The organism is Sulfurospirillum cavolei, from assembly GCF_001548055.1.
GTDB lineage: Bacteria > Campylobacterota > Campylobacteria > Campylobacterales > Sulfurospirillaceae > Sulfurospirillum.
Genome location: NZ_AP014724.1, coordinates 518,987 through 543,003 on the forward strand (window position 1 = coordinate 518,987; position 24,017 = coordinate 543,003).

Annotated in this window: 20 protein-coding genes; 17 read left to right on the forward strand and 3 right to left on the reverse strand. The window is 40.4% G+C overall.

All coding sequences use genetic code 11. The annotated features are described in order from the left end of the window. Positions 1-41: 41 nt before the first annotated feature. Complete coding sequence (locus UCH003_RS02760; protein WP_060825332.1) at positions 42-851, forward strand: hypothetical protein; 810 nt, start codon at positions 42-44, stop codon at positions 849-851. Positions 852-859: 8 nt separating this feature from the next. Here the strand turns inward: UCH003_RS02760 and UCH003_RS02765 are convergent, their stop codons facing one another. The 3 genes from UCH003_RS02765 to UCH003_RS02775 are packed head-to-tail and all read right to left on the reverse strand — an operon-like array spanning position 860 to position 3,738. Further along, positions 860-1,309, reverse strand: coding sequence for a YaiI/YqxD family protein (locus UCH003_RS02765; protein WP_060825333.1), 450 nt, complete (start codon positions 1,307-1,309; stop codon positions 860-862). Positions 1,310-1,316: 7 nt separating this feature from the next. Continuing rightward, on the reverse strand, positions 1,317-2,447 hold the full coding sequence (locus UCH003_RS02770; RefSeq protein ID WP_060825334.1) for a hypothetical protein: 1,131 nt from the start codon (positions 2,445-2,447) through the stop codon (positions 1,317-1,319). Positions 2,448-2,463: 16 nt separating this feature from the next. After that, a complete protein-coding gene (locus UCH003_RS02775) occupies positions 2,464-3,738 on the reverse strand; it encodes an O-acetylhomoserine aminocarboxypropyltransferase/cysteine synthase family protein (RefSeq protein ID WP_039673339.1) in 1,275 nt (424 codons plus the stop codon). Positions 3,739-3,810: 72 nt separating this feature from the next. Between UCH003_RS02775 and ciaB the strand changes: the two genes are divergently transcribed. The 16 genes from ciaB to UCH003_RS02855 all read left to right on the forward strand — a co-directional run bounded on the left by ciaB (position 3,811) and on the right by UCH003_RS02855 (position 23,997). Then, positions 3,811-5,673 carry an invasion protein CiaB gene (gene ciaB / locus UCH003_RS02780; RefSeq protein WP_060826915.1) on the forward strand — a complete coding sequence of 621 codons (1,863 nt, stop codon included), beginning with the start codon at positions 3,811-3,813 and terminating at the stop codon, positions 5,671-5,673. A gap of 85 nt (positions 5,674-5,758) precedes the next feature. Then, positions 5,759-7,204, forward strand: coding sequence for an acetyl-CoA carboxylase biotin carboxylase subunit (locus tag UCH003_RS02785; protein WP_060825335.1), 1,446 nt, complete (start codon positions 5,759-5,761; stop codon positions 7,202-7,204). A gap of 71 nt (positions 7,205-7,275) precedes the next feature. Then, positions 7,276-7,968 (forward strand): ABC transporter permease, encoded by a 693-nt coding sequence (locus UCH003_RS02790; RefSeq protein ID WP_060825336.1) that lies wholly within the window; start codon positions 7,276-7,278, stop codon positions 7,966-7,968. Positions 7,969-8,120: 152 nt separating this feature from the next. Then, positions 8,121-8,915, forward strand: a complete 795-nt coding sequence (locus tag UCH003_RS02795) for a substrate-binding periplasmic protein (protein WP_060825337.1) — start codon at positions 8,121-8,123, stop codon at positions 8,913-8,915. A gap of 59 nt (positions 8,916-8,974) precedes the next feature. Further along, positions 8,975-9,577 (forward strand): hypothetical protein, encoded by a 603-nt coding sequence (locus tag UCH003_RS02800; RefSeq protein ID WP_060825338.1) that lies wholly within the window; start codon positions 8,975-8,977, stop codon positions 9,575-9,577. A 73-nt stretch (positions 9,578-9,650) separates the two neighbouring features. Continuing rightward, a complete protein-coding gene (locus UCH003_RS02805; RefSeq protein WP_060825339.1) occupies positions 9,651-11,420 on the forward strand; it encodes an EAL domain-containing protein in 1,770 nt (589 codons plus the stop codon). 165 nt (positions 11,421-11,585) lie between these two features. Continuing rightward, positions 11,586-12,590: a UDP-glucose 4-epimerase GalE gene (gene galE, locus UCH003_RS02810; RefSeq protein ID WP_060825340.1), complete on the forward strand. Its 1,005-nt coding sequence runs from the start codon at positions 11,586-11,588 to the stop codon at positions 12,588-12,590. Next, entirely contained in the window at positions 12,587-13,474 is an 888-nt protein-coding gene (rfbA, locus tag UCH003_RS02815) for a glucose-1-phosphate thymidylyltransferase RfbA (RefSeq protein WP_060825341.1), read from the forward strand. The genes galE and rfbA overlap by 4 nt, the downstream gene beginning before the upstream one ends. Beyond that, entirely contained in the window at positions 13,471-14,046 is a 576-nt protein-coding gene (rfbC, locus tag UCH003_RS02820; RefSeq protein WP_060825342.1) for a dTDP-4-dehydrorhamnose 3,5-epimerase, read from the forward strand. The genes rfbA and rfbC overlap by 4 nt, the downstream gene beginning before the upstream one ends. After that, positions 14,039-14,905 carry a dTDP-4-dehydrorhamnose reductase gene (gene rfbD / locus UCH003_RS02825; protein ID WP_060825343.1) on the forward strand — a complete coding sequence of 289 codons (867 nt, stop codon included), beginning with the start codon at positions 14,039-14,041 and terminating at the stop codon, positions 14,903-14,905. The genes rfbC and rfbD overlap by 8 nt, the downstream gene beginning before the upstream one ends. After that, positions 14,905-15,921, forward strand: coding sequence for a dTDP-glucose 4,6-dehydratase (gene rfbB, locus UCH003_RS02830; RefSeq protein WP_060825344.1), 1,017 nt, complete (start codon positions 14,905-14,907; stop codon positions 15,919-15,921). Before rfbD ends, rfbB begins: the two co-directional genes overlap by 1 nt. Then, complete coding sequence (locus UCH003_RS02835; protein ID WP_060825345.1) at positions 15,918-16,727, forward strand: ABC transporter permease; 810 nt, start codon at positions 15,918-15,920, stop codon at positions 16,725-16,727. Before rfbB ends, UCH003_RS02835 begins: the two co-directional genes overlap by 4 nt. Beyond that, positions 16,724-18,007 carry an ABC transporter ATP-binding protein gene (locus UCH003_RS02840; RefSeq protein ID WP_197653537.1) on the forward strand — a complete coding sequence of 428 codons (1,284 nt, stop codon included), beginning with the start codon at positions 16,724-16,726 and terminating at the stop codon, positions 18,005-18,007. The genes UCH003_RS02835 and UCH003_RS02840 overlap by 4 nt, the downstream gene beginning before the upstream one ends. Next, positions 17,985-18,890 carry an SAM-dependent methyltransferase gene (locus tag UCH003_RS02845; RefSeq protein WP_060825346.1) on the forward strand — a complete coding sequence of 302 codons (906 nt, stop codon included), beginning with the start codon at positions 17,985-17,987 and terminating at the stop codon, positions 18,888-18,890. The genes UCH003_RS02840 and UCH003_RS02845 overlap by 23 nt, the downstream gene beginning before the upstream one ends. Further along, positions 18,887-22,810 carry a rhamnan synthesis F family protein gene (locus tag UCH003_RS02850; RefSeq protein WP_060825347.1) on the forward strand — a complete coding sequence of 1,308 codons (3,924 nt, stop codon included), beginning with the start codon at positions 18,887-18,889 and terminating at the stop codon, positions 22,808-22,810. The genes UCH003_RS02845 and UCH003_RS02850 overlap by 4 nt, the downstream gene beginning before the upstream one ends. Further along, entirely contained in the window at positions 22,810-23,997 is a 1,188-nt protein-coding gene (locus tag UCH003_RS02855) for a hypothetical protein (RefSeq protein WP_060825348.1), read from the forward strand. Before UCH003_RS02850 ends, UCH003_RS02855 begins: the two co-directional genes overlap by 1 nt. The last annotated feature ends 20 nt before the right edge of the window (positions 23,998-24,017 follow it).

Sequence of the window (24,017 nt, forward strand, 5' to 3'; positions counted from 1 at the left end):
CTTGCCTTCGATAGGGCACGCTTTTAGAAAGGAAACACGGAATGCAACGAACGATTTTAGGATGCGCTTTTGCGTTGGTAGGCACGGTAGCCCTCACGATTGCAGGCGTCCATGTCATGCAATCGCAAAGCCCCTCTCAAACGCAAAAAGCGACGCTTGAGACGCTTCATTCGATGAGCCCGACGCTTATGAAGTTACGTTTGGACGTGAAAGAGTATATGATCGTCCAAGATAAAAAATACCTGATCGATTTCGATCAAGAAGCCAAACGTCTGTACGCGCTCTTAGACACTTTGGACGCGCAATCGTCTCAGGACAAAAACCGTGCGCAAACGATCGATGCCTTGCGTCGCGATATGCAAGCTTTCGATCGTTTGTTCAAAGCGATCATCGCGCTTGAAGAAGAGAATGCCAAGATTGAAGTGGAGATTTTCGCCAAGTACGATGCGTTATTGGAAGAGCATCCCAACCGTATTTTGTTTCAGGCGTTTACCGATAACGATCCGATGAGCGGCAACAGTGCGGCGCATCTTTTAGACGCGGCGTTGAAGTATAAACTGGCCGTGGCGTCGTATTCGCTCAATAACAGTGAATTTTTCTTGATTCGAACCAAAGAGATGAAAGATCTCGTTAAAAAGCATGCCGACAAGATCGAGCTTTTAGTCGACAATAAAGAGAGCGTTAAACGCATTAAAGCCTTTAAAGAGGTTTTCGAGACCTATACGCAAGGGTTCGATCGTTTGGCAAGCAACATTCAAGCCAAACGTAAAAACGTGAGCGATGCCTTTGACGACGTGGTACCGCGTATGATGAGCCGTTCGCAGGCTCTTTTGTTTGCATCGGAGAAATAAAGTAGCGTTTAAAACGTATATTTTTGTAAAAGGGCGTTCAGCGTATCGGCGAAGGCGCGTTTTTGCTTTTCGCCGATCGCGCTTGGTCCGCCGGTGATTTCACCCGCATCTCTGAGTTCTTGCATGAGATTTCGCATCGCAAGCAGGCTTTTGATATTGTGTTCGTCGTAGAGCGTTCCTCTGGGATCAAGTACCAAAACTTTTTTATCGACGAGTCGATTTGCCAAAGGAATATCCGCCGTCACGACCAACTCATACGGTTTGACATGTTCAAAAATATAATGATCGGCTTCATCGGCTCCTTGGGCGACGACGATCCTATGAAGGTGCGACGAGGCGGGCAAAGGAATGGGTTTGTTGGCGACGAAATAGGTCGTGATTTCGCGTTTGGAAACGGCGCGTAGCAAAATGTCTTTCAGCAGGTTAGGAAAAGCGTCGGCATCGACGTAAATTGCCATATGTCGTCTAACTTCGATGTTTGAGTTGATGGCGTAATTCCATCAAAAGCCCGTTTTGGCGCATGGCGATGTACTGATGAATTTTGGATTTCATAAATGCGTTGGGTTGAATCGCAAGCACAAGCGTTTCGTTGATGAGGCTAAAAATCGTCGCATCCGCGCTAATCATCGTTAAAAAACCCTTGTCGCTTGGCAGTTGAAAACGAATCTCAAACGTCTCCTCCAAAAGACCCTTTTGTAAAATCTTTTCAATATCGCTCAATTTGACGCGAAGCACGATCGCACTCTCCGACAAATTGTCGATCGTACCGTCGAAGAGTTTGATTTTTGTGCGTAAAAGCGTCGCGTTAATCGCTTTTTGCGGTTGAACGCGGATGTAGGAGCGATCAAGCGGCGAAGCGTCTAAAAATTCAAGTTGCGTCAAGACGACCAAGGATTTTGCCGGATCGACTTTGATGATTTTGGCTTTGATAACGTTAGGGATTTTGTCGTGTTGTAAAAACGTAAAGTGTTCCAAGCCGTAGTAATGAATTTTGGGCGTCGTAATTTTCAGCTGTGCTACGCCCTCGTCGAAGTGGGCGACGCTTGCTTCTTCTTGGATAGGAATACCGTTGTAAAGATTATGCAGCGTGACGCGTTTGTCTTTACGCAAGATAGCGGCTAAGACGTCGTTTTTGGTATGTGTTTCGTAAAAGTCAAACTCCAAGGTGCCGTAAAAAATCTTTTTGCGCGTCGAAAGCTTGGACATAACGTAGTATTTATCGAGCCGATCCATCAGGCTTTTGTACGTATCGCTCGGATCGTAAAGCGTGATACCGATGCTTTTAAGCTCGACTTTAAAATAGACTTTCAAGGCGTGCTCCACGTGTTTCATGATTTTTTTGGCATGGTGGAGTTTCGTATCGCGCAAGATGACGACGAAGGTGTCGTTTGATTGTTGCAAAATCGTTTGAAACGAGAGTTCCGAATGCATAAACGTGATCACGTCGCGGAAGAAAAAGCCGTCTTCGACATCGACCTCGAAGCCGAATTTTACCAAGCAAAACGGACTTTCGTGCATTTTGGCAAAATTGATAGCGGCTTCGAGAATCCCTCGATTGAGATACGTGTTGATCGTTTCGTAATGGCTCGTGTTCATGCGGATCCTTTGCGTGCTAAATCGTACGAAGTGCTTGGTCGAAATCGGCGATAATATCGTCGATATTTTCGAGTCCTACGGTGACGCGAACCAAATCTGGCGTCACGCCGGCTTTGAGTTGTTCTTCGTCGCTGAGTTGACGGTGCGTCATGCTCGCCGGATGCAACACGCCCGTGCGAACGTCGGCGACATGTACGACGATGGCGGCAAGTTTGAGTGCGTTCATCACTTTTTCGCCTTCGTCCCTTCCGCCTTTAACGCCGAACGTTAAAACGCCGCTCGCGCCTTTGAGGTACTTTTGCGCTAATGCGTAATCTTTATGCGAAGGGAGTGCGGGATAGTTGACCCAGCCGACTTTGGGATGCGCTTCTAAAAACGAAGCGAGCTTTAAGGCGTTTTCGCAATGCCTGTCCATTCTGACATGTAAGGTTTCCGTGCCGAGGTTGGTTAAAAAAGCATTCATCGGCGTCAAGTACGAACCGATGTCACGAATCCACTGAACGCGCGCTTTGACGATGTAGGCGAGATTGCCGAATTTTTCGGTATAGACGATGCCGTGGTAACTTTTGTCGGGTTCGGTAAATTCGGGAAATTTACCGTTGCGCCAGTTAAATGTACCACCGTCTACGATCACGCCTCCGACGCTGATCGCGTGACCGTCGAGGTATTTGGTCGCCGAGTGAATGACGATGTGCGCTCCGAGTTCCAGCGGGCGGCAAAGGTAAGGCGTGGCAAACGTATTATCTACGATCAGCGGAACGTCCATCTCGTGCGCCAAGGCGGAAAATTTTTCAAAATCGAGAACGTCAAGTTTCGGATTGGCGATGGTTTCGCCGAAAATCGCTTTGGTATTGGGTCTGAAAAACGTTTTGAGTTCCTCTTTGGAGAGGCTTGCGTCCACGAGCGTGACGTCGATGCCCATCTTTTTCAGCGTGTTGGTGAATAACGAAACGGTTCCGCCGTAAATCGCACCCACGGCGATAAAGTGGTCGCCCGAGGAGCAGATATTGGCGATAGCGATCGTCGAAGCGTTTTGTCCCGAAGAGGTAACCAATGCGCCCACACCGCCTTCAAGGGCTGCGATTTTGTTTTCTAAGGCTTCACATGTAGGATTGGAAATACGCGAATACATATGCCCCGGTGCTTCCAAATCGAAAAGCATCGCAACTTCTTTGACGCTGTCGTATTTGTAGGTGGTGCTTTGGTATATGGGAAGGACGCGCGGCTCGCCGTTTTTCGGCTCCCACCCGCATTGAATGGTTTTGGTTTCAATCGCCCAGTCGTGTGACATTATGTATCCTTTAAAGCGTTCATGAGATTAAATGAGATAAAATTATACTTAAAAAAACACGAGAATGAAGTGATGAAAGCAAAATTTTTAAACGATTGGGCGCGATTGTACGAAATCGTAGCGATGCGCCAAAAAGAGTTGGGCGATTATTTCGGCTTGGTCGAGCACGAAGCGTTTGACGTCGACGTTGCGACGCTGATCGATGCGTTTTTGGAAGAGGTCGAGTTGGCTCAAACGCGCGACAATCGCGTCGCGGCGTTAACAAGACTGATCAATCTTCGAGACGACCAGCTCGTTCAGGCGTTGGAAAAAGAGGGCAAAGACGCCGTCTTTATCGCGCAAGCCAAAGAAAAAGCTTATCTTTGGGTAAAAGCGTTTTATATGAAACGCCACGCGTCGTTGATCGAAACCGTCGAACAAGAGGCACTTTTTTCACCGTTTTACCGACGTGTTTTACAAGGCGTACACGAAATAGGCGTCGCAATGAGCGAATGGCAATCGCAATGGAACGAGCACATCGTCAACACGATCAATCCGCTTTTGGAACTGGAATACGAGCGCGACGGACAAAAAATCGCCGCGATGCTCCACGAAAAGGGGCTCTTCGATCCCGATCCTTGCGGTGAAGAGGGCGATCGTTCGTATTCCGTACTGCAAAAAGTCGAAAACGGTTATATCGCTCAGGCGTACGCAACGGCGTTTCCGCGCGAAGTCGCAAGCGTACGCGCGGCAATCGGCTCTTTGGTTGAAGACTTAAACGCTTTGGACGATCTTGTTTGGGGACAAAAAGAGGCGTACGTACGCTATTTTCAAGCCTTGGATCAAGCCTTCGGCGAAGAAGACCGCACGCAATTGATCGCCAAATGGGCAGATGTGGATCGAACATGGATGGATATGACCGCTCCGATTCAAATCGGACACCCTTTGGAATACTATGAAGACCATTACAAAAAAGCGGTTGCCCTCGAGTGGGACGTCAGGCTTTCACGACCTGAACATCAAAGTGCCGCAACGACGTATGCGCGAATCGAGCAGGCGTTTGTGCGTTTGTACGACGCTTTAGGCTCGACACAAACGCATGTGAGGGAAAATGTCCTCTCCAACTTAAAACGCGTGCAACTCTATATCGGTCGTCCGGCACTTTTTTACGCGGCGGAGTTCAACGGGCTTTTTTCCGCGCAAGTCGTTCCTAACGACGAAACGGTAAGCAAGGAGCGCGGCAAAAAGATTTTTGCGTTTGCCGATAACGTTTTGGACGCCCAACGCGCCAAGCCTTTTTTGAAAATCCATCACGAAGTTTTCGGAAAAGCCTTTATCGACGAAGAACGCGACATTCTCTTTCATCGTCCGGATTTGTGGCATCGCATCTACGAAGTCGGTACGATCGGGCATGAATACGGGCATATTTTGTGGATGGACGAGGGAACGGAAACCCGAATGAATCGAAGCGGCGTTTTTAAAAATATCGAAGAGTTCAAAGCGACGACGGGCGGTTTGGTTGCCTTTTTTATGCACGAAGACGCGACGCTCAAAAGAGCGCTTTTAAGTGATACGATCAAACGAAGCGTCGGATTGATCGCGTGGATGAAAACAAGCGAAGTCGAGCCTTATTATTGCGAAGGATTGATCCATTTAAGCGGGTTGTTCGAAAGCGGCGTTTTACGATTTGACGAAACGTTAAGCATCGATCAAAGCGACACGGCGTACGAAAAACTCAAAAGTTGGTATCTTCAGACCTATACCGATTTGGCAAAACATTACCTTGCCCAAAACGATGCAAAAATCTTTTTAGATCGCTTTGCATCTCAAAACGCCGAAGGTTTATACATGCCTTGCCGTACGGACGTGAAGCGGTTTGTGGAGTATTATTGGTATTTGCATCAAACGATCGGAAGGCAGATCGACGAGCAGAGTAAACGCTCCGATTGGCTTTGAAAATGTCAAAAAAATGTCTTAATCATTTTTTAATTGGGCATTTTAGTGCTATAATAACACCCTTAATTTCTTTGGGGAGATAGTTGTGCAAACACAAAAAATAAAAAAAGTGCTCATCGCAAATCGCGGCGAGATTGCGCTTAGAATTATTCGGGCATGTCAAGAGTTGGAAATCAAAAGTGTTTGTATTTTCTCTACGATTGACGCGAGGGGCGTTTGGGTACGCAAGGCGGACGAGTGTTATCTGATCGACGGCGATCCGATTCAAGCCTATTTAGACTACGAGCGAATCGTCGCTTTGGCGAAAGAAGTAGGTGCGGATGCCATTCACCCGGGATACGGTTTCTTATCCGAAAATCCTGATTTTGCGCAACACTGTATCGATAACGGCATCACGTTCATCGGTCCAAAACCTGAACACATCGCACTTTTCGGCGATAAGATGGCGTCCAAAGTGGCGATGAAAGCCGTCGGCGTTCCGGTCATCGAAGGAACGGATACGCCGATTACGGATATTGCCGAAGCAACGAAAATCGCTAAAGAGATCGGTTTTCCGGTCATTATCAAAGCGGCATTCGGCGGCGGCGGTCGCGGTATGCGTATCGTCAAAAAAGAAGAAGAGTTTGCTTCGATGTTCGAAGCGGCAACGCAAGAAGCGAAACGCTTTTTCGGCAGAGGCGATGCGTTTATTGAAAAGTATCTTTCCAATCCCCGCCATATCGAAGTTCAAATCGTCGCCGACAAATACGGCAACGTCATTCACTTAGGCGAACGGGATTGTTCGATTCAGCGAAAGCACCAAAAAGTGGTTGAAATCGCTCCGAGCCCGAGACTTAACGAAGAGATTCGCAAAGAGTTACTTCGTACGTCTAAAAAAGCGATGATCAAGCTCGGTTACGAAAGCGTAGGTACGATCGAATACCTTGTGGACGAAGACGACAACTTCTACTTTATCGAGATGAATACACGCGTTCAAGTCGAACATACGATTACCGAACAGATTTCAGGCGTGGATATTATCTACCGTATGATTCGTATTGCAGAGGGTCAACGCTTGCCGTTTATGCAAGAGGACATTAAATTTAGAGGTTATGCGATCGAATTTCGTATTAATGCCGAAGATCCTAAAGTCGGTTTCATTCCTTCCTCCGGACGCATTACGCGCCATCTCTCCCCCGGCGGTCCGGGCGTTCGTATGGATTCGATCGGTTATAAAGATTATATCGTTCCGAGCAATTACGACTCGATGATCGGAAAATTGATCGTGACGGGACTTGACTGGGAAGGAACGGTTCGCCGCGCAAAACGTGCGTTGAACGAGTTTATTATTTGGGGTATTCCTACCAACGTTCCGCTTCACCGCCAAATCGTTCGCGACGAAGACTTTAAAGCGGGTATTTTCAATACGACTTACCTTGACCATAAATTACCGACCTTTACGCTAGATGCACTTCACGATATCGAAGAAGACGAAAGCAAAGAAGAGTACATCGCGGCAATCGTCGCGGCATTGAAACAACGCGGTCAATAGGCTCTTTTCGTAAAAATTCTTAACAACGATTCGAGAAGTGCCGCGCTTCTTGAATCGTTCCTAAGGTTCTCATGCAGACCATCGCTTTATCGCATCTGCTTTTTATGATCATTCCTTTAAGCATTGTCGGATATGCCTATTATCGATGGGTCGGGAAAAAAGGCGAGATCGCGCAAGCAACGCTTCGTATGAGCGTTCAATTGATCCTCGTCGGATACGTTTTAACCTCTTTGTTTGAGACGAATACGCTTTGGATGCTCTCTTTACTGCTGATCGTGATGGTAACGACGGCTTCGTTTATCGCGAGACGCAATATTCCCCAAAAAGATTTCAAAACGTTCGGGCTTATTTTGGTTTCCATCGTTTTGGGAGGTTCGTTTAATTTAGCGTGGGTTTTATGGGTTGTCCTTGAATTAAACAATCCGTTTGACGCTAGGTTTGTGATTCCTTTGGCGGGAATGATTTATGCCAATGCAATGAATGCCCTCTCTTTAGCCGCCGAACGCTACGAAAAAGAAAAAGAACATCTTCCTCATGAAAAAGCACGTTCGATCGCGTTTAAAGCGTCGATGATCCCTCAAATTAATCAATTTTTAGCAGTAGGTTTCGTCTCGCTTCCGGGGATGATGACCGGACAAATCCTTTCCGGAGTCGATCCTTTAGTTGCCGTTCGTTATCAAATCGTCGTTATGGCAATGATCTTATGCAGCGGAGCGATGAGCAATATTATTTATTTGGCGTATTTACCGCGTTTGTACAAATAGCCTTCGTTTTTTGACATTTTTTTCGTCCATTTTGTCACACTCTTTTGCTTGAATTAAGCTAGATAGGACTACAATTTTAAAGAATCCTTTATAATATATTTTAGTATTTTTTCTTATCTATGCTGTCATAACAACGCTATTAAGGATAAATGATGCATCGTTTGTATTTTGCTTTCGCGCTTTGCGTTACGGTGATTTCTGTGTGTGTGACTCCCTCTTTTGCGCTCGAGCCGTTAGTGTATGCCGCGCCGAATCCGCCCTTTAGTTTTCGCGATAAAGGCGAGATTAAGGGCTTAAGCGTCGATCTACTCGAAGCCAGTCTTTCGACGTTGCGTTCACGTTTTTCGCACGACGAATTGACGATGGACGCTTGGAATAAAATGTACGAAGAAGCCCTCAAACACCCCAAGGCTTATTTGATGACGGCGGTTAAGCTGAAAGATCGAGAACCGCACTTTTATTGGCTAGGACCGGTGGCGACGGTTAGATTGGGCGTGATTACCAAAAGAGCGACGCCGGTGGCTGGTGGTAAAAGTTTGACGGAAATTTTACGTCCGATGCGTATCGCTACGATTAAAGAGACCTCTTCGGAGAAGTTACTGTTTCAAGAAATCGGAGAGCACCACGGCTTAAATATTATCCGTGTTTCGACGCCGATTCAAGGGTATAAGATGTTGGAATACGGCAGAGTCGACGCGGTAGTGTATACCGACGTTCCGTTCGTGTATCATTTGATTACCGAAGGGCAAGACGTTTCGCAGTACCGTATGGCATACGTGATTTTAAATACGGATTATTACATTTGCGCGGGTAAAGAGATTCCTAAAGAGCAGATACAGATCATGCAAACGCAACTCAATCGCCTTAAAGAGCCTGACGGCGACAAAGGAAGCCTTTACGATCGGATGATGGCGCAGTATCTTAAAGGGGCGAGGCTCGAGCCTTAATTCACCGTTTTTTCACGATTGTAGCGTATAATACGCAAAAAAATGACGAAAGAGCGGCAATGCGACAGACACTTATTTTGATAGTCGGGTTATTGTTTATCGGATGCGGACCTCGGTACGTGATTCAAAATCAATACGTTCCGCCCCTCACGACAACAGAAGCAAGTACCGCGTGTTTCAACGGCTGTATGACGGCGCGCGAGCGTTGTCAAACGCCGTGTCAAGCGGCATATCAGCGTTGTTTAGACGATGCGTACGCAAAAGCAAAAGTGATTGAAGTAGAAGAGATGCGTTCTTTCGATCGTGCCTACGATCGTTATATGTTCGAACTCTCTTCGTATCGGGCAGAGCGATTTGCGTGGGAGAGTGCTTATCGCGATTACAGTCGCGATTTGAGCTATTTTCAATCCCAATGCGAACGCACGAAAGATCCGAGTGCCTGCCAAAGACGCGACGAGTTGCGCTCGCGCATGAATGCGCTACGCTATCGTCAACCGCGCGAGCCGTGGGTGCCCGTACGCCCTTCTTTTGAGCAAATTTTAGTCAATCAACAAAGCTTTTGTACGACCGATTGCGGGTGCGACCAAGCCTACGATGCTTGTTTTGCGGGATGCGGAGGGCAGGTGATACTGCATAAAATTTGCGTGGAAAATTGCGACTGAATACGTGACATGTAACAATTCGGTAATCGCTTTAGCGTAAAATTCTTCCATTTCAATGGAGGAGTCACGTCACATGTTAAACGAGCGATGGCAAAAACTCATTGAGGTCGCCGATTTTGCGTTTCAGCCGATTGTCAATATTTATACGGGAAGGCTTTACGCCGTTGAGGCGTTGATTCGTAATTACGAAGCGGCGGATTTTAATACGATTGATGCCGTTTTTGATACCGCCTTTAGCGAAAAAGTGCTTTACAGCGTCGACATTAAGCTCCGTGAAAAAGCCATTCACAAATTTTCGTTACTTCCTTTTGCCAAACATGTCAAACTTTTTTACAATCTCGACAACCGCATTACGATGATGCCCGATTTTAAATCCGGTTATACATGTGAGCTTTTAAGCACTTACGATATGGACTTTTCGAACATCTGTTTCGAACTTTCGGAAAAGCATCAAGTCGGTATGTACGCGGGCGTGGATAAACTCGTGCTCAATTTGTACAAGCAACAAGGCTATAAAATGGCGATCGATGATTTCGGAGTGGGCTTTTCCGGACTTCAGATGCTTTTTCATGCCGAACCCGATTTTATCAAAATCGACCGTTTTTTTATCAACGACATTCATAAAAGCAAGAAGAAAAAACTCTTCGTCGGTTCCATCGTTCAGATCGCGCAGGCGATGGGTATTTTTACGATCGTCGAGGGTTTAGAGTGCGAAGAGGAGTATATCGAATGTAAAAAACTCGGTTGCAATATGGTGCAAGGCTATTTCGTGCAACGCCCGACGCTAAACGTCTGGGAAATTATGCCTTCCTATGAACATGTCAAAAATATTTCGCAAAACGAGAAACGCAAAAACGGGAAGATTTCCAATATCGAAAAGTACATTCAAAAAAGCCATCCCGTTTTTGTGGATTCGCATATTAACGAAGTATACGAACTTTTACGCGGTGACAAAAAGACCCATTTCGTGCCGGTTTTGGCGCGCGATTGGACGCCGATGGGCATTATTAAAGACTCCGACATCAAGTCTTACATGTACTCCAATTACGGTAAGTCGCTTTTGTACAACATCACTCAAGGTAGCTTGAAAAATATCGTTTCGCATTGTGGACGCGCCGACATCAACGATCCGTTGGATAAAATTTTGAAAATTTACGCCTTTGACGACGATAACGACGCTATCTTGATTACCGAAGATGAAAAATACATCGGTTATTTAAGTTCTAAAGTGCTTTTGGACATCGTCAACGAAAAGAATATCGTCGACGCAAAAGATCAAAATCCGCTCACGGGACTCTCGGGCAATCGCATCATCAACGAATTTGTCGCCAATGCGATGGAGAGTAAAGACAAAGTGATGATGGCATATTTCGATTTTGACAATTTTAAACCGTTTAACGATTATTACGGCTTTCGCAAAGGCGATCGCGCTATTACGCTTTTTGCCGATATTTTACGCAGTTCGATCGGTTTTGAAGAGTGCTTGATAGGGCATGTCGGCGGAGATGATTTTTTCTTAGGCTGGAATTTAAAAGAAGAAGATACGTTTGAAAAAGTCTACGCGATCATTTTGGAAATCGTCTCGAAATTTTCCGAAGATATTAAGAGTTTTTATTGCGAACAAGGACTGAGTTCTGGGTATATTATGGCAAAAAATCGTGAAGGAGCATTGCAAAAATTTCCGCTGATGACGGTAAGCTCTGCAGTCATTTGCCACGGATTCGGCTACCAGCACGATTTTGACGATAATGAACTCAATGAAATTTTCGGTGTCTTAAAGAAAACCGCCAAAGCCTCCCTCAACCATATCGCTTGCGTCGATCTGGGCGTGATCAAAAACTAAGGCGACGTTGCTTCGCATTCGTTACCGCGTGTTAATCGTAAATAAAGTCGTAAGAGACTAAAATAACTTCTTCAAAAGAAAAACATAGTTTGATTCATAAATATAACGAAAAACGTAACGCTGTTACGTTATAATTTTAAATTAAAGTTTGCATGTCGGGGTAGTATGACGGTTTTAGTAACGGGCGGAGCGGGATATATCGGCTCACATACCTGCGTTGAATTACTGAACGCGGGATTTGAAGTTGTCGTGTATGATAATTTTTCCAACAGTACGCCCGAGTCGCTCAAACGTGTAATGCAAATTACGTCTAAAAAACTTTTAACGGTTTGCGGCGACGTTCACGATAAAGCCTTGCTTGAAAAAACCCTCGAAGGTTGCGACGCCGTGATTCATTTTGCCGGATCTAAAGCCGTCGGCGAATCGGTCGAAAAGCCGCTTGAGTACTACGACAACAACGTATATGCAACACTTTGCCTTCTTCAATCCATGCGTCGTATGAATATCAAAAAGCTGATTTTTAGCTCTTCGGCTACCGTATACGGAAATCCGGAATTTCTCCCGTTTACCGAAGCACACCCTTTGCGCACGACGAACCCTTACGCACAGACGAAACTGGTTATCGAAGAGATGCTACGAAACTTACATGTCAGCGATCCTACGTGGTCGATAGCGATTTTACGTTATTTTAATCCCGTCGGTGCACACGAAAGCGGTTTGATCGGCGAAAATCCGCAAGGCATTCCGAACAATCTTATGCCCTACATCGCTCAAGTTGCTATTGGAAGGCGTCAATGCGTCAATGTTTTCGGGAACGATTATCCCACAAAAGACGGTACGGGAGTGAGGGATTATCTTCACGTGGTCGATTTAGCATCGGGGCATCTTAAAGCCCTTGCTTTGTTAGCTCGCCCACAGTGTACGGCCGTTAATTTGGGAACGGGAAAAGGGTACAGCGTTTTAGACGTGATTCATGCTTTTTCAAAAGCGTGCGGACAAGAGATACCGTACGCGATTTTACCCAGACGCGCCGGCGATATCGCGGAGTTTTACTCCGATCCGAGTTTTGCTAAAGAGCTTTTAGGGTGGGAAGCAAAGTACGATTTGGATAAAATGTGCGAAGATATGTGGCGATTTCAGCGTCAAAATCCTAAAGGATACGAAGAATGAAAGGTATTATTTTAGCCGGCGGAAGCGGCACGAGACTTTATCCCATTACCAGAGGCGTGAGTAAGCAACTGGTGCCGGTTTACGACAAGCCGATGATTTATTATCCGCTTTCCGTTTTGATGTTGGCGGGGATTAGGGAAGTTTTGATTATCTCGACGCCACAGGATTTGCCGAGATTTGAAGAGTTACTGCAAGACGGAAGCGAGCTTGGTATGAAGTTTTCGTACGTCGTACAACCCAGCCCAGACGGCTTGGCACAAGCATTTCTCTTAGGGGAAGAGTTTATCGGAAATGAGAGCGTGTGTTTGGTTTTGGGCGATAATATTTTTTACGGGCAAGGCTTAACGGGCTTGTTGGAAAAATCGGTTGAAAATGTCGAGAAAGAGGGAAAAGCGACGGTTTTTGGTTACTACGTCAGCGATCCGGAACGCTATGGGGTTGTGGATTTTGATGAGAACGAAACGGTTTTGAGCATTGAAGAGAAGCCGCAATATCCTAAGTCCAACTATGCCGTCGTCGGGCTCTATTTTTATCCCAATTCCGTCGTCCAAATCGCTAAAAACGTCAAGCCGAGCGAACGAGGAGAGCTAGAGATAACCTCCGTCAATCAAGCCTACTTAACGCAAGGTGCGCTCAAAGTCGAACTGATGGGAAGAGGTTTTGCATGGCTCGATACGGGAACGCACGAAAGCTTGCTAGACGCGGGACAATTTATTCAAACCATCGAAAAAAGACAAAGCCTTAAAGTTGCCTGCCTTGAAGAAATAGCGTACGATAAAGGGTATATCAATAAAGAGCAGTTGCTTGCCTTAGCCGAGCCTTTGAAAAAAAATCAATACGGGCAATACCTTTTGAAAAAAGTACAAGGAAAAAAATATAAATGAATTTTATTAAAGCAAATATTCCAGAAGTGATTATTATCGAGCCTAAAGTGTTTGGCGACGAGCGAGGCTATTTTGTCGAAACGTTTCGACAAGAGGCGTTTGAAAATTTTATCGGCTATCGCGTCAATTTTTGCCAAGATAACGAGTCGAGGAGCCATCACGGCGTTTTACGCGGGCTTCACTATCAATTGCCTCCGTTTGCTCAGTCTAAATTGGTTCGCGTGATTGACGGAAAAGTCTTGGACGTTGCGGTCGATATTCGCGTGGGAAGTCCGACGTTTGGGGAACATGTGGCGGTTGAACTTAGCGGTAAAAACAAACGCCAGATGTTTATTCCACGAGGCTTCGCGCACGGTTTTGTAGTGCTGAGCGAAACCTGTACGTTTACGTATAAGGTCGATAATTATTATGCTCCACAGTGTGATCGCGGTATTGCGTATAACGATAAAAATTTAAAAATAGAGTGGCTGCTAAGCGCAGAAGCGTTGCATCTCTCCGAAAAAGATACCAAGCAACCCAAACTCGAAGATGCGCTCGATCTTTTCGACTACGGCGTGAACTACTATGCCTAAGATATTAGTGACCGGTGCAAACGGACAACTCGGAAGCGAACTGCGCGAACTCTCACGTTCGTATACGCATACCTATTTTTTCACGGATAAAGAAGAGTTGGACATCACCGATGAAGAAGCGATAAGGTCGTATGTGAAACAAAACGCCATCGATACGATCGTCAATTGTGCGGCGTATACGGCGGTCGATAAAGCCCAAAGCGACGAAGCTTTAGCAGATGCCATCAATCATCAAGCGGTCAAATATCTGGCAACGATTGCCAAAGAGTCTCACTGCAAACTCGTGCACATCTCCACCGATTACGTCTTTGACGGAGAAAATTACCGGCCTTACGTTGAAGACGATGCGACCAATCCGCAATCGGTTTACGGGCAAACGAAGCTTTTAGGCGAAAAAGCACTCTTACATGTGAAGCTTCCTCATAGCGTCATTATACGCACGTCATGGGTTTACAGTCGTTACGGAGCTAACTTTGTCAAAACGATGTTACGCCTTGGAAAAGAGAAAGAGTCTTTAGGCGTCATTTTTGATCAAGTCGGAACGCCGACTTACGCGCGAGACCTTGCTAAGGCGATTTTGGATATGTTGCCGCACATCGACAACGCGCAAACGCAAATTTACCATTATTCTAACGAAGGTGTTTGCTCTTGGTATGATTTTGCCAAAGAAATTATGAAGAGCGCCAAGCTTACATGTAAGGTTGTGCCCATTGAAACCGTTTCGTATCCGACACCGGCTAAAAGGCCGCATTATTCGCTTTTAAATAAATCAAAGATCAAACAGGCGTATGCGTTGGAAATTCCTCATTGGCAAGAGAGTTTACACGCCTGTTTACGTCATATGGGAGAAGAACGCTGATGCCGTATACCAAATCAATTTTAGTGACCGGATGTGCCGGTTTTATCGGCTCTAATTTCGTGCCGTACTTTTTAGAACAGTACCCCCACTACCGTATCGTCAATCTTGATCTTTTAACCTATGCGGGCAATTTGGACAATTTGGCGGAAGTGGACGATAATGAACGCTACGTATTCGTTCAAGGCGATATTTGCGATCGTGCTTTAGTGGAATCGTTGTTCGAACAATACGCGATTTGCGGCGTCATTCATTTTGCTGCAGAGTCGCATGTCGATAATTCGATTAAAAATCCGGGCGTTTTTGTCGAAACGAATGTTAACGGCACGTTTACGCTGATCGACGTGGCGTATAAAACGTGGATGGAAAAACCTTTCGTCTGGAAAGAAGGATACGAGGCGTGTCGTTTTCATCACATCTCGACCGATGAAGTTTACGGAACCTTAGGCGAAGAGGGTTTGTTTACCGAAAGCACGCCTTATGCGCCCAACTCGCCTTATTCGGCATCGAAAGCCTCCAGTGATATGATCGTAAGAGCTTACCATCACACGTACGGGATGAACACCGTCGTGACCAATTGTTCCAACAACTACGGGCCTAAGCAACACGATGAAAAGCTCATTCCCACCATCATACGCAAAGCCCTTGCCGGTCAAAAAATCCCTATTTACGGCGACGGTAAAAATATTCGCGATTGGCTCTATGTGCTCGATCATTGTAAAGGAATCGATCTTGCTTATCATGAGGGCATCTCAGGCGAGACGTACAATATCGGCGGACGTAACGAGCGCAACAATCTTTATATCGCCCATAAAATCTGTGAAATTTTAGATACGCTCAAGCCGAAAGCAACATCGTATCAAGAACAAATCACATTTGTCGAAGATCGAGCGGGGCATGACAGACGTTATGCGATCGATGCGACGAAGATCGAAACAAAACTCGGTTGGAGTGCCGAAGAGAATTTTGAAAGCGGCATCGTCAAAACCGTTGAATGGTATCTAAGGAAATATAATTGAAATATATAAAAGCTTTTTATCGCTTTTTGAAAGATATTTATCAAAACAGAAGATTACTCAAAGATTTGGTAAAAAATGATTTTAAATCGCGCTATCTCAACAATTACCTTGGAATATTATGGGCATTTATACAACCAACAGTTTTAGTTCTTATCTTTTGGTTTGTTTTTCAAGTAGGGTTTAAATCTGCTCCTGTTCAAAATGTACCTTTTATTCTTTGGCTTGTAGCTGGAATGATTCCTTGGTTTTTTCTTTCTGAATCACTTCTCTCTGCCACTAATGCAATCTTAGATAATAGTTTTTTAGTCAAAAAGATTGTTTTTCGTGTTAGTCTTTTACCTATTGTGAAGATTACTTCAGCCATAATCGTTCATCTTTTCTTTATAACTTTTATGATAATAATGTACAAAATATATGGTTATGAAGCAAGCTTGTATTGGTTTCAGGTGCTCTATTATCTTTTTTCAGCGATAATCTTACTTTTAGGAATTTCATGGATGACAAGTAGTGTGGTTGTCTTTTTTCGTGACTTGGGACAACTTATAAGTATGGCGATACAGTTTGGCTTTTGGTTTACTCCTATATTTTGGTCTCTGGCGATGGTTCCAGAAGAGTTTCGATGGATTTTTGAGCTCAACCCTGCACATTATATTACTCAAGGATATCGGGATGCTTTTATATACCATGTGTGGTTTTGGGAAAAGCCATTAGAAGCTTTTCAGTTTTGGGGAATAACACTTATTTTTTTTGCCCTGGGAGCTATTATTTTTCGAAAACTTAGACCTCATTTTGCGGACGTGCTATGATGATAAATAATGTTATAAGAGTCAGTCATCTTACTAAGCTTTATAAACTCTATGATAAGCCTATAGATCGTCTTAAAGAGGCATTGAATCCTTTTGAAACAAAGTATCATAAAGATTTTTATGCGTTGAATGATATTAGCTTTGAGATCAAAAGAGGTGAAACAGTTGGCATCATTGGTAAAAATGGTGCAGGTAAAAGTACACTACTAAAAATTATAACGGGCGTCCTTACTCCTACGAGTGGAAGTGTTCATGTAAATGGTCGTATTGCTTCTTTATTGGAATTGGGTGCTGGATTTAATCCTGAGTATACAGGAATAGACAATATCTATTTCCAAGGGGCGTTGATGGGCTTTTCGCAAGTAGAAATGAAAGCGAAAATTGAAGAAATTTTAGCTTTTGCAGATATTGGAGATTTTGTTCATCAGCCCGTTAAAATGTATAGTAGTGGGATGTTTGCACGACTTGCGTTTGCAGTAGCCATTAATGTTGATCCCGATATTTTGATTGTCGATGAGGCATTAAGTGTTGGAGATATGGCTTTTCAAGCAAAATGCTTTAATAAGTTTAAAGAATTCAAACGACTCAATAAAACCATACTTTTTGTTACTCATTCTATTGATCTAATTATTAAATATTGTCACTCAGCTATTTTGATAAATAATGGTTGTTTAGAAATACAAGGCGATGTTAAAAAAACAACAGAGCAATTTAGAAAAATTATGGTTTCTATTACACCAGAAAGTATATTTGAAGAAAATGAAAAAGGTGTTGAAATTGACATATCAAATCATGACTTAAAATCTCAATTACCTACCAATAGCAATGCTAATATTTATGGTACTTTTGAAGCTGAAATTATTGATTATTCAATTATTAATAATGAAAACAAAATAACGAACCAATTAAGACACAATGAGGATTTCACCATTTTAATGACTGTGGCATTTCATAAAGATATTATAGATCCTATTTTTGCATATACACTTAAGAGTGTCGATGGAATGGAATTAACAGGTACAAATACAAATCAATTAAATGAAGTCTTTGGTGTTGTTAAAAAAGGAGAAATAATCACTATTAAATTTACACAAAAAATGATTCTTAATTCAGGAAGTTATTTTTTGGCACTTGGATGCACAAAATATGAAAATGAAAATTTAAAGGTGTTCCATAGAATTTATGATGCAACTTTTATTGACGTCGTATCGCCCGTTTTAGCTACTGGATTAGCATTCAGTAATACAAAGTTAATTTATGTTAGAAAAAATCATGAGTAAAATAAATTTTAATTTTTATAAGAATCAAGATCTCTATTCTGATGGAGATATTGAAGATACTATTCTCGAGATAGTAAAAAAACATACTGATTTTACAGAAATATTATATACAACAGATAATTGGCCAATTATGTATCATCTATCACCTATTAGACAAAATTTGCTTAACTGGTACAAGTTTAGTAAAGACGGTAATTTATTAGAAATTGGTGGCGGATGCGGAGCTTTTAGTGGGATGTTTGCAAAAAAACTTAGGGATGTTAAAGTAGTTGAACTATCAAAGCGACGAGCTGAAATTATTTATAATAGGCATAAGAATTATGATAATCTAGAAATTATTGTAGGTAATCTTAATGACATTACATTTGATGAAAAATTTGATTATATTACATTGATAGGTGTTCTAGAATATGCTGGTAAATTTACTTCTGGAGCTCAACCTTTTAAAACTTTTCTAGAAAAAATTAAATCATATCTTAAGGAAAACGGAAAATTACTTTTAGCTATAGAAAATAAATTTGGACTTAAATACTGGGCTGGAGCTAGAGAAGATCATACTGGGAAATTTTTTGATAGTATAGAAAACTATCAGAACGATAAAAGTATTCAGACTTTTGGACGACAAGAACTCGAAGAATTACTTAAAGATATAGGCTTTGAAGAACTAAATTTTTATTATCCTATGCCAGATTATAAGTTGCCAACAGTGATTTATTCAGATGATTATTTACCATCTGATAATATATTGTTTGATGAGTATACTCCAAACTATGATCAAGATCGACTAGCTTTATTTAATGAACGTGAAGCTTACAAATCAATAATAAAAAATAAAAATTTTTCATTTTTTGCTAATTCCTTTTTAGTAGAAGCCATTTTATGAAAACTATTTTCATTAAACAAAATTCTAATCGTCTGCCCCAGTATCAGACAATGACTACAATAGTTGAGGATGATTCAGGTCGAAGATATGCAATAAAAGAACCTTTACATGAAGATGCAAAAAAACATATTGATAATATATTTTTTAATTATAAATTATTAAAGAACCAATTTAATATTAATCTTGTTAAACCTACAAAGAAATCAAATCAAATACAATTTGAAATGGCACAAGGTCAATTGATGGAAAAATTGATGTCAATGGCACTAGAAGAAAGAAATCCAACACTTTTTGAAAGCTATATTCAAAAATTTGTTTCTTATGTTGATCAATTTGTAACAAAAAGGAATGTAGAATTTCAACCTTGTAATCAATTTAAAACTGTATTTGGAGAATGGACAATCTCTGAACCACAAGACCTCCTTGAATGCGCAAATATTGATATGATTTTTGGAAATCTTTTTATCTTTGATAACAAGTTCACATTAATAGATTATGAGTGGGTGTTTGAATTTAGCATACCAAAAAGTTTCATTATTTGGCGAGCTATTTTTGTTTTTTCAATCTATCACAATATTGAGAGTTTTATAAATAATTTAAAGCCTTTTTTTAAGCATCATGAGGATTTTTTAAAATTAGATCATAGTTTTAATGCCTATGTATATGGTAAGAAAAAAAAATACTTATTAAGTGATTCTGTTAAAAAAGCTACTATTCTTTTGCCTTTCAATAAGGATAGTGTTAATTTCTCAAGTTTATTTATACAGCTCTTTTTTCAAATGAATGAAGATGCAACTTTTAATGAAAAGAATTCTATTAGACTTCCAATATCTAAAGATAATGAATTTCAGGAGTTCGTTTTTGAACTAAGCGATATACAAGGAAAGTTTCAATCACTTAGGCTTGATCCTCTTAATGAAAGTTGCGTAATAGAGATAAAAAATTTGTATTTGGAAACAACTCAATGCAAAATTGATCTTGAATCTTTTATTTATTCTAATAGTATTGTATCTTATGGAGGAAAATATTTTTTTTATACTGATGATGCACAAATATTATTTCATGATTTAGATATAAGTAAAGTTCCGAATGTACAAAAGCTTATAATAAATATTCGTTACGTGCAAATCGAAAAAGAAGTATTATTTACGTCTTTTAAAAACTTCTTCCTTGAAAAAGAAGTGGAATTACAATCATTATCTACAAGTAATACAAACTTAAGTGAAGAAATAATAGGACTCAATAATAAAGTAACAGAGCTTGAACAAGATAGATCAAATTTAAGTATGGAAATAGAAATTTTATCTACAAGTAATACAAACTTAAGTGAAGAAATAATAGGACTCAATAATAAAGTAACAGAGCTTGAACAAGATAGATCAAATTTAAGTATGGAAATAGAAATTTTATCTACAAGTAATACAAACTTAAGTGAAGAGATAATAGGACTCAATAATAAAGTCGCAGAGCTTGAAAATATAATATGGCACTACTGTAATAGTTTTAGTTGGAATATTACAAAACCAATAAGGTTAGTAGGGAATATAATTGAACAGTTTAATAGGGGAGACTATATGCAATATAAAAAAGATATGAAAATTATTTTTCAAAGTGGATTATTTGACGAAAAATACTATGTTAATACATACAATGATGTAAAAGAATCAGGTATTAACCCATTAAAGCATTTTTGCAAATATGGTTGGAAAGAAGAGAGGAATCCATCGTCAACATTTAAAATATCTTCATATCCAGATGTTTTAAATGCAGGAATTAATCCTCTTGTTCATTTTATTATAAGTAATGGTTATACAAATCCTCTTTCTTTAAAAAACATGATTAAGTTTTATCGCAATTATAGCAAAAAGTACCCTGGAACAATTGCATTTAAGCGGGTTTTTACACAATGTTTACGTACAATTAGAGAAAGTGGTATTAGAGGACTTTATAATAAAGTAATCTCATATCTTCGTGACAATTCAAGTTCACCATTCAGCAACACCGAATACACATTGATACATGATTTTTTAGATAATAATATTGGCTTGCCACAAGATATTGCAGTTCACGCACATATTTTCTATTCTGACCTTGGATATGAAATTCGAAATTATCTTACAAATATTCCTGTTAAATTTTTTCTGTATATAACAACAGATACTAAAGAAAAAGCACAATTACTTGAAAAAATTTTTTTTGATATGAAGAATATTTTAGGACTAGACATTCAAATTACAGAGAACATCGGACGCGATTTGGCTCCTATGATTATTGCATTGGGCTCCAAATTATCCAAACATGATATAGTATTACATATCCATTCAAAGCGTTCTCCTCATAATATGGCATTAAGAGGTTGGCGTCGCTATTTAATGGAATCATTACTTGGCAATTCTCAAAGAGTTAGCAATATTCTCCAACAATTTGTAAAGTATCCTTCACTTGGGATCTTATTTCCATTGATATACAATCCCATTAGACCATGTATGAATATTGGAGATAATTATAACAATATGTTGAAGTTGGCTATGAAACATGGCAAAGATTATAAAGTTATTGAAAATTTAAAAAAAGATTATTTTCCTGCAGGTTCCATGTTTTGGTTCCGTGGTAAAGCAATCTGGCCATTTGTTCAAATGCAGCTTAAATGGCAAGATTTTGAACAAGAAAATGGGCAAAGTGATGGAACTTTAGCACATGCTATTGAGCGTATGTTTATTTATTTTGCGGAAGATGCTGGCTTTCAGACACAAATGTATTCAACATATCAATTTGATCCAGATAGTAGTGTCTCTGGTATTGATTGGTTTAGAATGTATATAGCTAAAGGATTAATACAAGCTGATACGATTATTTTCGATCATAATTTTGGTGGTGGAACTAATGTTTACAGTAACGTTTTGATTAAGAGTAATCTATTGAATGATAAAGATGCAGTTTTAAGATGTACGTATAAAGATAATTTTTGGTTTATTGAGTGGATTAAAATTGATGACAGCATTTTGTTTGCTACTGCCGATATTAATATTCTTTTTGAGGTCTTAAAGGAAGTTGGTAGTAAACATATAATTGTCAATTCATTTTATGGATATTCAAATATTGCTCAAGTCGTTAATAAGATTATTGATTTAACTCAATTTTGTAAAACCTCTCTAGTGTATAAAGTACATGATTTTCACGCTCTTTGTCCGTCTCCACATCTTTTAAATTTCGAAAATATATATTGTGCAATACCACAAAGTCACATTATTTGTACTGACTGCCTTAAGAAAAATTCTGCTTGGTATATTAAAAATAGTTGGTCTAACGATATTGACGAATGGCGTTTACCTTTTCATCAGTTACTCAAAGCTTCCACTAATATTGATTTTTTCGATTCATCTGCTGTGGATATCTATCGAAAGGTGTTTCATTTAGAAGATTTTAAAATAAGAATTGTTCCTCATCAAATTAATTACTTTAACTGTAGTCAAAAAATTGATTTATCAGGGATGTTGCATATTGGCATTTTAGGCACTTTAACAATGGTAAAAGGTGGAGCCGTAGTAAATGCTTTATATGATTATATTAATAAACAAAAAATGCAGATTCCAATTACAGTTGTTGGTAGCAGTATGTTACCATTAAGTCCACAAATTAAAATAATTGGTTCTTATAAGATTGATGAATTACCGGAGATAATTTGTGCTAATGGAATTAATGTAATTTTTATATCTTCTATTGTCCCTGAGACTTTTAGCTACACCGTTTCTGAAGCAATAGAAATGGGTCTACCTATTGTAGCATTTGATATTGGAGCTCAAGGAAATCGAGTCAAACAATATAAATTGGGAAAAGTAATTCCGCTTGATTCTTCGCCCTCAGTTATCATGTCTGCAATTCAAGATGTTTATAAAATAAATAAGGAAAGCAAAATATAATGATAGTTTATACATCAATAACAAAAAGTTATTTACCTAAAGCAAGAGTTTTAGCTAGGTCATTAAAGAAGTTTCATCCAGAATGGATATTTGTGCTTTTATACTCGGATGATTTACCAAGCAATTTTAACCTGGGAAATGAGCCATTTGATGAAATACTTATGATAGAGGATTTAGGTCTTCCAAATTTAGAAAGTTGGACATTTGGACATAACATTGTAGAGCTTTGTACTGCAGTCAAAGGCCCTGCAGCTGAATTATTAGCTTCTCGAAAAAATATTGACAAAATTATGTATTTGGACCCAGATATAAAAGTTTTTAACAGTTTAAAAGATTTAGATAATTTATTGGATAGATACGATATTTTGTTAACTCCACATCTCTTAGACTTGGAAACTGATAATATTGCAATACAAGATAATGAAATTTCAGCATTAAAACATGGGGTATATAATCTTGGTTTTTTCGCAGCAAAAACAACTGGGCAAGGGCTTGATTTTATTAAATGGTGGTCTGCTAGATTAAAAAGTTTTTGTATTGATGATATTCCAAATGGTTTATTTACAGATCAAAGATGGTGTGATCTCGCACCCGCATTTTTTAGTAATTTATATATTGTAAGAGACAGAGGTTATAACGTTGCAACATGGAATATTGCACATAGAGTATTATCAAAAGATGATGAAGGAAATTTTATTGTTGCAGGGACACCTCTTAGATTTTATCATTTCACTGGTTATGATAGTGGAGCTGGATTTAGTATGATGAACAAATATGCTTCAAGCCAAAACATAGCTTCAGAGCTTTGGGATATCTATGCGCAAGATTTGGCTCAATCTGGTCATGGTGATTTGGCTTATAAATCTTGGAGGTATAGTAAATTTGACAATGGCGAAAATATTAGCTCTGACATGAGAAAGTTATACCGAAAAAGAGTAGATTTACAAAAAGCATTTCCCGATCCATATTCATTAGTAGAACCTTCCTTTTTATCTTGGTTTCAGGCAGAAATAAAACAAAAAACTGATTTGAAACTAGACACTTGTATTAAAAAAAATAGCTTTATAGGGCGTATTAAAAAAGCACTTTCTAATCCGTCATATGGTTTTTATTTAACTAAGATAGTTGTTTTGACAATTAAAAATGAAGGTTTATATGCATTAGTAAGGAAGATGCGTAATTTATAGATTAAAGTAAGGAATAGACA